This window comes from Actinomadura rubrisoli (genome assembly GCF_004349215.1).
GTDB classification, from domain to species: Bacteria; Actinomycetota; Actinomycetes; order Streptosporangiales; family Streptosporangiaceae; genus Spirillospora; species Spirillospora rubrisoli.
In genome coordinates, this window is sequence record NZ_SMKU01000293.1 from 1 (window position 1) to 12032 (window position 12032).

The following is a 12032-nucleotide window of genomic DNA, read 5'->3' on the forward strand; positions in this document are numbered from 1 at the left end:
GGTGACGCGCGCCGACCTGATCGCCGAGTTCGTCGGGCAGACCGCGCCCCTCGTCGCCGTCGGCGGAGCCGTTCAGGGCGCCGGGCGCCGTGATGCGGCGTGCCTGGACGGCGACGGCCCGGTCGAGGAGGTTGCGCATCTCGCGGGCGTTGCCGAAGCGCGCGTCCCGGGCGAGGCGGGGCAGCAGGCGGCGGACGGTGTCCAGCGCGTCCGGCTCGACGGTGAACCCGGCTCCGGCGGCCATCGCCGCGAAGATCGCCACCAGCTCCCCGGCTTCGTAGTCGGGGAACCGCAGCACCCGGGGGAACCGGGACGAAAGGCCCGGGTTGGAGCGCAGGAAGTCCTCCATCTCCTTCTCGTAGCCGGCGACGATCACCACCAGGTCCGCGCGGTGCTCCTCCATCAGCCGCAGCAGCTCGGCGACCGCCTCGTGCCCGAAGTCGGCGCCGGGGGCGTGCGGGCCGGCGAGCGCGTACGCCTCGTCCACGAACAGCACGCCGCCGAGCGCGCGCTCCACCGCCGCCCGCACCCGGGGCGCGGTCTGCCCGACGAACTCGGCGATCAGGTCGGCGCGCGTCACCTCCACCAGGTGCCCGGACGACAGCAGCCCGAGCCGCGCGTAGACCGACGCCAGGAGCCGCGCCATGGTCGTCTTCGCGGTGCCGGGGTTGCCGGTGAAGGCCATGTGGCGGGTCGGGCGCCCGGCGGGGATGCCGGCGTCGCGGCGCAGCCGCTCGGCCCTGGCCTCGGCGACCAGCAGCCCCACCTCCTGCTTGACGGTGTCGAGGCCGATGAGCCGGTCGATCTCCTCCAGCGGGTCGTCGAGCGGCTCGACCCGGTCGGCGGGGACGAGGCCGTCCGGCACGTCGTCCGGGACGAGCTGGTCCAGCGACTCGTCCTCGTCCAGGTCGCTGTCGGTCATGACGCGGCGCGCCTGCCGGGCCACGGTGCGCTCCAGCAGGCCCGCCATGAGCCGGGCGTTGCCGAGCCGCCCCCCGGCCGGGCCGGTCGCCACCAGCTCGCGGACGCGGTCCAGGACGCCCGCGTGGAGCAGGAACCCGCCGTCGGCGGCCCGCGCGGCGAACACCGTGACCAGCTCGGCCTCGCTCATGTCGGGGAACCGGACGGTCTTGGGGAACAGCCGGGCCAGGTCGGGGCGGGCGCCGAGCAGGCCCGCCAGCGCCGCGTCCGGTCCGGACAGCACGACGACCAGGTCGTCCGGGCAGGACTCGATCGCGGCGGCCAGCGCGTCGGCCGCCTCGGCGTCGCGCGCGGACCCGGCCGGGTCCAGCAGGTGGGCGTTGGCGATCAGCAGCACGCCGCCGAGCGCCCGCTCGAACACGCGGCGGACCCTGTGCCCGCTCTCCCCCGGGTACACGCCGGTGAGGTCGGCGCGCTCGACGCGGACCAGATGCCCGGACGGCAGCACGCCCAGCTCGGCGTACAGGCGGCCGAGGATGCCGGCGACGGTGGACTTGCCCGTCCCCGGGTTGCCGGCGAACACCAGGTGCCGGGTCCGGGTGTGGGCGGTCATGCCCGCCTCCTGCCGCAGCCGCGCCGCCTTCGCCTCGGTGACCAGCGCCCGGATCTCGCGCTTGACCGGCGCGATGCCGACGCAGGCCGACAGCTCGGCGAGCGGGTCGGCGAGGGCCGCGCCGGGCGGCGCCGGGCGCGCGGGCAGGTCGGCCTCGGTCACCTCCACGTCGGCGCCGGCGCCCGTGCGCAGCCGCGCGCGCATCAGGCACAGCCCTGCCAGGTGCCCGGCGAGGCGGGCGTTGCGCATGTTGAGCTGGGCGGGCGTGCGGGCGAGCAAGGCCCCGGCGGCGCGGGCGACCCGCCGCTCGACCCGTCCCCCGCCGTCCTGGACGGCGCGGCGGAACAGCTCGGCGTGGTCGAGGACCCCGAAGTCCGCGGTGCGGGCCACGCGCATCTCGTGGACGAGCGCCGGGTTGACGGCCAGGAGGCGCTCCTCTCCGTCCGTCCGGCACAGGGCGACGACGTGGAGCCGGGGGTGGTCGGCCATGGCGCGCCGCAGCTCCTCCACCACCGCGGGGCCCGCCGCGTCGTAGCCCAGGATCGCGTCCAGGTACCGGACGACGAGCAGCTGCCCGCCCTCGACGCACTCGCGGATCCGCGACTGGATCCACAGGACGGCGTCGCTCACCGCGAGGTTGGCGAAGACCTGGTCGGAGACCCGCAGCGCCTCGCGGATCCGCCCGTCGCCGGTCAGGGCCCGTTCCAGCGCGGCCGCGCTGGTGCGGCGGCCGGATCCCTCGGGCCCGCAGATCAGCAGGCGGACGGGGCGCCGGGTGTCGGCGACCGCGCGGCGGAGGGTGTCGGTCAGCGCAGCGGGCCCGAGGATCCCGCCGATCCCGTCCGGCCCCCCTCCCTGCGTCCCGCCGCCGGGCGGGACGGCCGCCGCGGACGGGTCCGCCGCGGGGGCGGCGGCGAGGCGCCGCACCAGGGGGTTGGCGACCCTGCGGCGGTCGAAGATGCGCCGCAGGTCGAGCTGGAACCCGCGCACCGGGAGGTGGCAGTCGGGGCTGGTCGCCGCGTCCGGCAGGCCCTGCACCGCGCCGGTGATCCGCGCGGCCATGTCGAGCCAGGCGCGGCAGGCGTCGGCCTCGCCCGCGACCAGCCCCCGGGCCAGCCACGCGCGCAGGTGCTGCTGCCAGGCATCGATCTCGAAGCCCTCGCGGGCGGCGCGCACCCGGTCCTGGAGGTTCTCGTAGACGGCGGCGCCGACCGCGGCCGACAGCTGGGCCGGGACGGCGGTGACCCCGGCGGCCAGCAGCAGCCGCGCGAGCGCCCCGTCCAGCGGGCGCCCGTCGTCGACGGCCGCGGCGAGGCGCTCGTGCGCGGCGGTGAACCCCGCGCACGCCCAGCTCAGGTATCCGACGGGCCCGGCCAGCTCCGGCAGCGCCTCCAGGGTCGCCTCCGGGACGCCGGACGCCCACGCGTCCTCAAGCTGGTCGTACCGGACGGCCAAGTCCTGCTCCAGCAGGAACGGGTCGCCGACCCGGCGTTCGTAGAGGCCGACCAGCGCGCGCCGCCGCCGTTCGACCGGCTCCAGCCCTTCGAAGACGTCCAGACACGCGCGCGCCAGCTCGTACATGACGGCACGGCGCTCGGGGTCGTTGCCCGCGGGCTCGGGAAGCCACAGGCCGGGCGGCCGCCACCGGCCGCCCTGGGTGAACCAGGCGGCGGGGTCGCGGACGGCGGGCTCGGGGGTGGCGAGGAAGTCCGACAGCAGCTCGTAGTCGACGTCGCCCCGCGACCCGCCCCGGACCGACGACGCGCCGAGCAGGAAGGTCAGCAGCGACCACTGCTCGGCCCCGGCGACGCTGGTGCCGGGCCCGTAGAAGTCGCTGAGCTGCCGGGTCAGGACGAGCGCGCGCCGGTCGCCGTTGAGCGCGTTCGCCCGTTCGCGCATCTCCTCGTACAGGCCGGCGGGCACCCTCCAGGGCCCCTCGGCGTACACGTCGAGCACGGGTTCGTCGGTGAGGAGCACCTCCAGGTGCTCCGGCAACCGGGTCACGCCCACCTGGCAACCTCCCGCCGTGGGGATCACGATCCTCCCCGTCCGTCCGACTACAGATGCCGGGCCGCCGGGAACGCCATTTCTGCCTTCTCCGCGCGGATCCGGACGGCCGGGTTGCGCCTTGCGACTCATCTCGCGGGAGGAATTCCCGCAAGGCTCGTGGTGTCGTGCCCACCCCGCACATCTGAAGGCAGGACGAGGCCGGCGACAGACCCCGGGAGGTTCGATGCCTCGGCCCGACGACCACGACCGGCTGGACGGCGGCGACACCGCCGGTCCCCCCGGCACCGACACCGGAGCGGGAACCCGCCCCGAGGACGAACCGAGCGCGGAAGGCCCCGCCGAGGGCCACGCGGACGGCCGCCCGGACACGGGCGGCGACGAGGGCGCGGCGGCGGCCGGGCCCCCTCGCGGGACCGGCGCGCCGCTGGACGACGCCGAGGTCCTGCGGCTGGAGGGCCGCCTGGAGCCCGCCGACCTGATCCCGGCGCGGATCGCGGCGGCGCGCGTCCGTCCGTCCAAGGCCGCCGGGGACTGCGCCGCCGACCCGGACCCGCTCGGCCCGGCGCGGCGCGCGGCGGACCGGGAGCTGGTCGCGGCGCTGCGCGCGGGCGGCTTCTCCGGCCGGACGTTCGCGCTGTTCGAGGCGGAGTACTGCGCCTACGGGCGGGCGATCCTGATGATGCTGATGCGGACCGGCGAGATCGTCGGGCGGTGCGCGCGGACGCCGCCGCACCGCCCGCGGCCGCTGCCGGTCACCGAGACGCCCGCGTGGACCGAGGACGACATGCAGGGCCTCGCCGACGAGACGGCCGCGCGCGCCATGCGGGTCTTCGTCGATCGGGCGCTGCGCCGGGGCGAGTGGGACCCGGACGGCGAGGCGTCCCTGAAGACCTACTTCGTCGGCTGCTGCGTCCTGCAGTTCCCGAACGTCTTCGCCCGCTGGTACGGGATGCGGCGCAAGTGGGAGGACAACGAGCGCCTGGACCGCAGCGCGAGCCTGGACGCCGCCGCCGAGAACGTCCCGGCGCCGGGCCCGCCCGACGCGACCTCGGAGCTGGCGCTGGACGCGGTGGTCCGCGAACGCTGGCTGCGCACCCTGCGGCCCCGCGAGCGCCTCATCATGGAACTGATGCTGCACGAGCACACGCAGGTCCAGATCGCCGAGTTCCTCGGGATGCCCGTCACGACCGTGCGGGGCGTGGTGGAGCGGGTGCGCAGGCGCGCCCGCGAGCAGGACGCGGACCAGTGGAGGGCCTGATGAGCGGCCCGGACGGCGAGCGGGGACGGCAGGCGCGGGTCTTCCGCCAGCGGATCGGGCGGCTGAGCGGGCTGTGCCGGTCCCTGGGCCTGGACGTGGACGCCGACGCCCTGGACCGGATGGCGGGCGCGGCACCGTCCGCCGACATCGTGCGTCTCGTCGCGGCCCCCGAGGAGCACACCGCCGCCCAGATCGGCACCCGCGTCTCCGCATGGGTCGGCGCGGCCGTGGACGCGGGCCTGGCCCGCCCAGGCGAGCGCGACGCGCTGGAGGAGGTCCTGGTAGCGGAACTCCTGATCGAACGCTCCTCCCTAGGCTGCGGCCCCACCCACACTCGGTTTATTCAATCCCGGCCCAGGGGGCTCGCCTAGCGGCTGTGTTTATTCAACCCCGGCCCAGGGGGCTCGCCTAGCGGCTCACCCCCTGACCGTGCTTGTGCGAGCGCGAATCGCTTCGCGATCTTCCCGGGGATGCTCGCCTTCGGCTTCGCATCCCCGGTCAGGGCGCGCGCTCGCGCGACCGCTGAGCTCAGTTCGCGAACCAGAGCCCCGGACGCCAGGGGCGGCCTGGGCGGATCAGGGGCGGGCTTGACCGTATAGGCGGTCTACGTGGAGGCGGATCACTTGGCGGCCGTCGGCGACCATCGCGCGGCGGTAGTCGTCCCAGTCGGGGTGCTCTTCGCCGCGGATGTCGCGGTACACCGCGATGAGCTCCTCGACGGTGGCGTCGCCCGGGGCGGCGGCGACCGGCGACAGCTCCGCGGTGCCCTCGGCGACCGCCCAGGACCAGCCGTCCGGTGAGCTGACGTGCAGGCTCGCCCGCGGGTCGCGGCGCAGGTTGCGGCCCTTGGCCCGGTCGGCGGTGATCGAGACCCGGACGAGGCGGCGCCCTTCGTCGAAGTGGTAGTTGACGTTGGACAGCTGGGGCCGCCCGTCCCGTTTGAGGGTGGCCAGCACCCCGAGGTCGCGCCCGGCCACCAGGGCCGCGAGCGCCGCGTCGTCCGCCATCATCCGCCTCCGTTGGAGTCGTCGGTTTCCAGGGCACAACCCCGGCGGGCCCCGATCGCTTCCCGCCGGGGGCGGCCCTTAGCGGGCGGCCAGCGCGGCGAAGTCGAAGACCTGGGCGTCGGCGGCGGGCCGGCCGTCCGGCCGGTCCCGGTCTCCCCCGGCCGCATCACCTCCCCCGACGGACCGGGCGGCGCGGCCGGTGAGGATGTGGCCGCGGAACACCGCGCCTTTGGCGGTCACCTTGATGGCCTGGAACGCCTCCGGCGGCAGCGCGCAGAACCCGGTCTGCACCACGTCCTCGAACAGCTTGTCCGAGACGACGTAGGCGAGGTCGCGTCCGGCGTCGTCCACCAGCAGGCGCCGCAGGGGCGCGGAGTCCAGCAGCCGCTGGACGACGATGGGCGCGTCCCCGGCGGGCCCGAAAGGCCCCGGGGTCAGCGTGCCGTGGTGCGCCGCGAGCCGCACCCGCAGGCGGAAACCGCCGTCGCCCTGGCCGATCCCGCGGTTGGTCTCCCGCAGAGCGTCGGCCAGCCCGATCGCGAAGTCGCCGGCCACCGGCGCGGGATCGACCCCCGCGGGCAGCGTGGCGAGCTCGCCGTCGCCGCCGGCCTGCTCGTCCCAGCCCGCGCGGTCGAGGTCCGCCGCGCGCGCGGCGGCGTCGAGCACCTCCGACAGCTGCCGCTGCGCGAGCAGCTGCTCGCGCGTGTCCCGTTTGCTGTATCCCTGGATGTCCACCGCCAGCAGCAGGCGGTAGACGAGCTGCTGCCCTTCCCCGTTCCTGTTCACTCCCGATCCGCCCCTCGGTCGTCCTCCGAGCAAACAGGGCCCGTTGCCCTCATTCGCTCCACCAATGGAGTGAGTGTTGCCAGGTGGAGGATCGCCGTGGTGGGTGCCGCCCGGGGTCGTCTCCTCACTGTCGTGCGACGCGCCTCGTGAGAGGTGCCGGCCATCTCTTGGACGCGGCGTGGGAGCACCGGGCGCCCGAGGTTAGCGACACCTGGCGAACAAGTAAGGGACGCACTGGATTATCCCCCTCGAATCGGACGCATCGCTGAATCTCCCAGGCCCCGTTGAACCCGCCGCGCCGCCCGACCGTACTGCCTCCCAACGTGACACCTGGCTCACGGTCACCGCGCCTTCTCGTCCCCGCCCCCGCAACAGCCCGGAGACCCCGATGGCCCACAGATCACCGGCCGCAGCACCGGCCTCCCGCGAACACCCGCCCTCGCCGTGGAGCTGGTTCCGCGGCGAGCACCCGGGCGCCGTGGACGACCAGGTGATCGTGAACGAGCTGTACCGCGTGTACGGGCGCCCGCTGCTGTCGTTCGTGCTGCGGCTCACCGGCGGCGACCGGCACTGGGCCGAGGACGTGGTGCAGGAGACCATGATCCGGGCATGGCGCAGCGCGCACCAGCTCGACGAGAACGCGGCCTCGCTGCTGCCGTGGCTCGCGACGGTCGCCCGCCGGATCGTCATCGACGACCAGCGCCGCAAGAACGCGCGGCCGCAGGAGGCGGGCGAGGGCCCGCTGGAGAACCTGCGCGTCCCCGACGGATTGGAGGATCTCCTGCGCTCGGTCGTCGTCTCCGAAGCCCTGCTCGCGCTGTCCCCCGCGCACCGCGAGATCCTCAACGAGACCTTCTTCCGGGACCGTTCCGTCAACGAGGCCGCCAAGCATCTCGGCATCCCCGTCGGCACGGTCAAATCCCGGGTCTACTACGCGCTCCGGGCGCTACGCGTCGCCCTGGAGGAAAGGGGCGTGACGCCATGAGCGCGGAACTGCTGCACATCGACGTCGGCGCCTACGCCCTCGGCCTGCTGGAGGAGCCGGACCGCCGGGCGTTCGAGGGCCACCTGTCGTCCTGCGTCGCCTGCCACGAGGAACTGGGCGCGCTGCGCGGGGTCGCGGCGACCCTGGACGGCATCGCGCCGATCGCCGACCCGGCCGACGCCCTGCCGACGCCGCCCGAGCCCGAGGTGGTCGCGGACCTGCTGCGCCACCGGAGCCGCCGCGCGCGGCGGCACCGCACGTCCCGGGCCCTCGCGGGCCTGGCCGCCGGGACCGTCCTGCTGGGCGGGGCGCTCGGCGCCGGGTTCACGCTGGGCGCGGACCGCGGCGAGGCGCCCGCGCGGCCCGACGCCACCGGCGTGGACGCCCTGTTCCGCGACGGGCGGCGCCTGACCGCCGATGACGTCGGCACGGGCGTGTCCGGGACGGTGGCGGTGGAGCCCAAGCCGTGGGGCAGCCGGATCGGCCTGCGGCTGAGCAAGGTCAAGGGCCCGCTGGAGTGCCACCTCGTCGCCGTCGACCAGGCGGGCCGCGCGCACACGGTCGCCGGATGGGCCGTCCCCGCCAAGGGGTACGGGCTGCCCGGGTCCACCGCGCCCGCGCTGACCCTCCAAGGCGGCACCGCCCTCAGGCCCGGCGACATCAGCCGCTTCGAGGTCCGGACGATCGGCGACGGCCGCACCCTCCTGACCGTCCCGGCCTAGTCTATTGCAATCCCGGCCCAAGGCGCTCGCCTAGCGGCTGTGCTTATTCAACCCCGGCCCAAGGCACTCGCCTGGCGGCTCGCGCCTTGACCGGGCTTGTGCGAGACGCGGCATCGCTTCGCGATCTTCCCGGTGGGGCTCGCCTTCGGCTTTGCCCCACCGGTCAGGTAACGCGCTCGCGCGACAGCTGAGCTCGATTGATAGAGCCCAGGACCTCATGCGCCGGTCAGGTCGCGCGCTCGCGTGCCGGTTCGGCCATGTTGAAACGGGCGCCGATGGACCCGGTCGGGCGAGCGGCTTGACCGGGATTGCATAACATGCGCTGGTGAGCGCGACTCGACCTGTTCCTCGTCCCCCGCTGACGCTGCCGGCCCTTCGCGAGGTGTACGGCGCCTTCGTGCGGGAGGCCGGGGCCCTGCCCTCGCTGCCCGGGCCGCTCCAGGCGGAGGTGTGGACGTCCGCGCGGCTCGGGAGCCTGGAGGCCGCCGCCCCGCACGCCGAGGGACGGCGCGCCGCGCTCGGCGACCTGATCACGTGCCTGCGGGCCGCGGCGACGCCGGGGGCGCGGGCGTTCCTGCGCGCGCTCGCGGCGATCGGCCCGGTGGAGGGCCGCAGGGCCGCGGGCCGGGCGGCCGGTGCGCTCGGCGGCGTTGCGGCGGCGGCGTGGGAGGGCTCGCTGGGACGGGTCGTCCCCGGCCAGGCGTGGCTGATCCAGGAGGGGCCGCTGGACGGGGACCGCCTGGTCTGCGAGTTCCGGTACGAGGAGTCGGGCACCACCGGCCTGCACGCCCTGGCCGTCCGGCTCGCGTACGGCGACGTCCCGGGCGAGGTGGTCGTCGTCGGGGACGTGCCGGCGCTGATGACGGCGGCCCGGCGGGCGATGCAGGCCGAGCTGTGCGTCGTCCAGCCTTACAACGCGGCGGCGGTGGGGGCCAGGCTCCGCGCCGCCCTGGACGGCGCGGGCCCCTTCCCCGAGGACTGCTACCCCGCGCTGGCCCTGGCCCGCCACCGCGCGTCCCTCCTGGTCTAGCGGCCCATGGTCCGGTAGCGGCGGGCCGCGAGCGGGAAGAACACGGCCGTGATCAGCAGCGGCCACGCCACCGCCATCAGGACGCTGTGCCGCGCCGGCCACGAGCCGCCCGCCCCGCCCGGGTCGCCGAACAGCTCCCGGCAGGCGGTGACGGTCGCCGACATCGGGTTCCACTCGGCGATCGCGCCGAGCCAGCCGGGCATGGTGCCCGGATCGACCAGGGCGCTGGACAGGAACCCGATCGGCCACACCAGGACCTGGACGGCGACCACCGCCTCCGGGCCCTTGGCGATCAGGCCGAGGTAGACGCCCAGCCAGATCAGCGCGAACCGCAGGAGCAGCAGGAGCCCGAGCCCGGCCAGGGCGCGGGCGGCGCCGTCGTGCGCCCGCCAGCCGATCAGCAGCCCGCAGGCGGCCATGACGGCCAGCGCGGCGAGGGCGTGCAGCAGGTCGGCGGCGCCGCGTCCGGCGATGACGGCGGACGGGGAGGTCGGCATGGAGCGGAACCGGTCGGTGACGCCCTTGGACGCGTCCGCGGCGATCGCGGTGAAGGTGTTCTCCACGCCGAAGACCATCGTCATCGCGAACATGCCGGGGATGATGAACGACCGGTAGTTCCCGCCGCCGGGCACGTCCATCTGCCCGCCGAACAGGTAGCCCATCATCAGCACGACCATCACCGGGAACAGCAGCCCGACGACCACCTCGCCGGGGCGGCGGGCCCAGTGGGCGAGGGCGCGGGCGGTCAGGGTCCGCGTGTCGGCGACGACCCAGCGGAGCCGTCCGGCGGGGGTCTCGGGCAGGGTCATCATGCGGGGACCTCCGTGTCCTCGGTGAGGCGCAGGAACACCTCGTCCAGCGTGGGGCGGCGCAGCCCGATGTCGGCGACCGCGATGCCGGCGGCGTCCAGCGCGCGGACGGCTTCGGTCAGGGCGGCGGCGCGGTCGGCGACAGGCGCGCCGACCCGCAGGGCCTCGGCGTCGACGTCGGCCTCGGCCCCGGCGGCCCGCGCCACGATCGCGGCGGCGTCCGCGAGCCCGCCCGGGTCGCGCAGGACGACCTCGACGCGGTCGGCGCCGATGCGGGACTTGAGCTGGTCGGGGGTGCCCTCGGCGACGACCCGGCCGTGGTCGATCACCGAGATCCCGTCGGCGAGCCGGTCGGCCTCCTCCAGGTACTGGGTGGTGAGCACGACGGTCGTCCCGCCGTCCACCAGGGAGCGGACCTCGTCCCACACCTCGATGCGGCTGCGCGGGTCGAGGCCGGTGGTCGGCTCGTCCAGGAACAGCACGGGCGGCGCGAGGATCATCCCGGCGGCCAGGTCGAGGCGGCGCCGCATGCCGCCGGAGTACTGCGCGGCGGGCCTGCCGGCCGCCTCTGCCAGCCCGAACCGCTCCAGCAGCTCCTCCGCCCGCCGCCGGGCCGCGCGCGCGCCGAGGTGGTAGAGGCGGCCGAACATGACGAGGTTCTGCCGCCCGCTGAGCACCTCGTCCACGGCGGCGTGCTGCCCGACGAGCCCGACGCGGGTCCGCACGCGGGCGGCGCCGCGCACCACGTCGTGCCCGGCGACGCTCGCCCGTCCGCCGTCCGGCCTGGCCAGGGTGGTCAGGACGCGGACGGCGGTGGTCTTGCCCGCGCCGTTCGGGCCGAGCAGCCCGTGGACGGTGCCGGCGGGGACCCGCAGGTCCAGCCCGGCGAGCGCCTCGGTGGCGCCGTAGCGCTTGCGCAGCCCCTCGGCGAGGACCGCGAAGAGTGGTTCGCTCATGGGTCTCCTAAAACTCCGTACGCAATACGGATTAACCATCGTGGAGACTATAACGTACGCAGTACAGAGTTTCATCCCTGGAAGGATGCGACGGTGACGACCGAGTACAGCGGGGGCGGCGACCCCAGGCGCAGCCTGGAGCTGATGTGGGGCGTCCAGGAGCGGCCCAAGCGCGGCCCGAAGCCCCGCCTCACCGTGGACGGCATCGTCCGCACGGCGATCGGGGTGGCCGACGCCGAGGGCCTGGACGCGCTGTCCATGCGCCGCATCGCCGACGACCTCGGCGTGGCCACCATGTCGATCTACACCTATGTCCCGGGCAAGGCCGAGCTGATCGACGTGATGCTCGACCGCGTGCTCGGCGAGCTCACCCCTCCGGACGGCGTGCCCGGCGGGTGGCGCCCCCGGCTGGAGCACATCGCTCGCGACAACTGGGCGCTGTACCACCGGCACCCGTGGCTGCTGCAGATCGTCGCCGCCCGCCCGCCGATGGGCCCGAACATGATCGCCAAGTACGAGTACGAGCTGCGCGCCGTCGAGGGCGTCGGCCTGACCGACCTGGAGATGGACGCGGTCGTCGCGCTCGTCAACGGCTTCGCCGAGAGCGCCGCGCGCGTCTCGGTGAACGCCGTCGAGGCCGAACGGCGCAGCGGCATGACCGACGAGCAGTGGTGGAGGGCCACCGCCCCCCTGCTCGAAAAGCTCATGGACCCCGCCGACTACCCCATCGGCTCGCGCGTCGGCACCGCCGCCGGCCAGGAGTACAACGCCATGATCGCCCCCGGCCGCGCCTTCGAGTTCGGCCTCCGGCGCGTCCTGGACGGCATCGAGGTGCTGATCGCCTCCCGCTGACCGCCCGCCGCCCGCCGCGCGGTCAGCGGCGGGGGTTGAGGCGCTTGGTGGGGACGGCCCGCGCGGGGTCCTCGGGCCAGGGG

At 75.3% G+C, this 12032-nt stretch carries 11 protein-coding genes; 6 read left to right on the forward strand and 5 right to left on the reverse strand.

The features are described 5' to 3' along the window. The coding region (locus E1298_RS36010; RefSeq protein ID WP_131901395.1) for an AAA family ATPase at positions 1-3538 on the reverse strand (3538 nt) is incomplete at its 3' end. A gap of 229 nt (positions 3539-3767) precedes the next feature. On the opposite strand from E1298_RS36010, the gene E1298_RS36015 reads away from it, so the two are divergent. After that, positions 3768-4802, forward strand: coding sequence for a sigma-70 RNA polymerase sigma factor region 4 domain-containing protein (locus E1298_RS36015; RefSeq protein ID WP_131901397.1), 1035 nt, complete (start codon positions 3768-3770; stop codon positions 4800-4802). Then, positions 4802-5173 (forward strand): hypothetical protein, encoded by a 372-nt coding sequence (locus tag E1298_RS36020; protein WP_131901399.1) that lies wholly within the window; start codon positions 4802-4804, stop codon positions 5171-5173. Before E1298_RS36015 ends, E1298_RS36020 begins: the two co-directional genes overlap by 1 nt. A gap of 204 nt (positions 5174-5377) precedes the next feature. Here E1298_RS36020 and E1298_RS36025 read toward each other — a convergent pair whose 3' ends face one another. Both E1298_RS36025 and E1298_RS36030 read right to left on the reverse strand, forming a co-directional pair. Next, positions 5378-5812 carry a PPOX class F420-dependent oxidoreductase gene (locus tag E1298_RS36025; RefSeq protein ID WP_424923191.1) on the reverse strand — a complete coding sequence of 145 codons (435 nt, stop codon included), beginning with the start codon at positions 5810-5812 and terminating at the stop codon, positions 5378-5380. Between the two features lie 75 nt (positions 5813-5887). Continuing rightward, positions 5888-6595, reverse strand: coding sequence for a hypothetical protein (locus tag E1298_RS36030; protein ID WP_207945042.1), 708 nt, complete (start codon positions 6593-6595; stop codon positions 5888-5890). 388 nt (positions 6596-6983) lie between these two features. Here E1298_RS36030 and E1298_RS36035 point away from each other — a divergent pair, with 388 nt between their 5' ends. From E1298_RS36035 to E1298_RS36045, 3 genes are all read left to right on the forward strand, one after another. Further along, on the forward strand, positions 6984-7580 hold the full coding sequence (locus E1298_RS36035) for a sigma-70 family RNA polymerase sigma factor (RefSeq protein ID WP_243726019.1): 597 nt from the start codon (positions 6984-6986) through the stop codon (positions 7578-7580). Further along, positions 7577-8302 (forward strand): zf-HC2 domain-containing protein, encoded by a 726-nt coding sequence (locus tag E1298_RS36040; protein WP_131901401.1) that lies wholly within the window; start codon positions 7577-7579, stop codon positions 8300-8302. The genes E1298_RS36035 and E1298_RS36040 overlap by 4 nt, the downstream gene beginning before the upstream one ends. A 325-nt stretch (positions 8303-8627) precedes the next feature. Further along, the gene (locus E1298_RS36045; protein WP_131901403.1) at positions 8628-9332 is read left to right on the forward strand and encodes a hypothetical protein; all 705 of its coding nucleotides are present in this window, start codon (positions 8628-8630) and stop codon (positions 9330-9332) included. Here the strand turns inward: E1298_RS36045 and E1298_RS36050 are convergent. After that, positions 9329-10144, reverse strand: coding sequence for an ABC transporter permease (locus tag E1298_RS36050; RefSeq protein WP_131901405.1), 816 nt, complete (start codon positions 10142-10144; stop codon positions 9329-9331). The two genes, E1298_RS36045 and E1298_RS36050, sit on opposite strands and share 4 nt — an antisense overlap. Further along, on the reverse strand, positions 10141-11097 hold the full coding sequence (locus tag E1298_RS36055; protein ID WP_131901407.1) for an ATP-binding cassette domain-containing protein: 957 nt from the start codon (positions 11095-11097) through the stop codon (positions 10141-10143). Before E1298_RS36055 ends, E1298_RS36050 begins: the two co-directional genes overlap by 4 nt. 93 nt (positions 11098-11190) lie before the next feature. On the opposite strand from E1298_RS36055, the gene E1298_RS36060 reads away from it, so the two are divergent. After that, on the forward strand, positions 11191-11949 hold the full coding sequence (locus tag E1298_RS36060) for a TetR/AcrR family transcriptional regulator (RefSeq protein ID WP_207945043.1): 759 nt from the start codon (positions 11191-11193) through the stop codon (positions 11947-11949). Positions 11950-12032: the final 83 nt, after the last annotated feature.

Excerpts from the sequence above, each read along its gene's own strand:
- E1298_RS36055 (WP_131901407.1), bottom strand. The coding sequence starts at position 11,097 with ATGAGCGAACCACTCTTCGCGGTCCTCGCCGAGGGGCTGCGCAAGCGC.
- E1298_RS36025 (WP_424923191.1), bottom strand. The coding sequence starts at position 5,812 with ATGATGGCGGACGACGCGGCGCTCGCGGCCCTGGTGGCCGGGCGCGAC.
- E1298_RS36035 (WP_243726019.1), top strand. The coding sequence starts at position 6,984 with ATGGCCCACAGATCACCGGCCGCAGCACCGGCCTCCCGCGAACACCCG.
- E1298_RS36015 (WP_131901397.1), top strand. The coding sequence starts at position 3,768 with ATGCCTCGGCCCGACGACCACGACCGGCTGGACGGCGGCGACACCGCC.
- E1298_RS36050 (WP_131901405.1), bottom strand. The coding sequence starts at position 10,144 with ATGATGACCCTGCCCGAGACCCCCGCCGGACGGCTCCGCTGGGTCGTC.
- E1298_RS36020 (WP_131901399.1), top strand. The coding sequence starts at position 4,802 with ATGAGCGGCCCGGACGGCGAGCGGGGACGGCAGGCGCGGGTCTTCCGC.
- E1298_RS36040 (WP_131901401.1), top strand. The coding sequence starts at position 7,577 with ATGAGCGCGGAACTGCTGCACATCGACGTCGGCGCCTACGCCCTCGGC.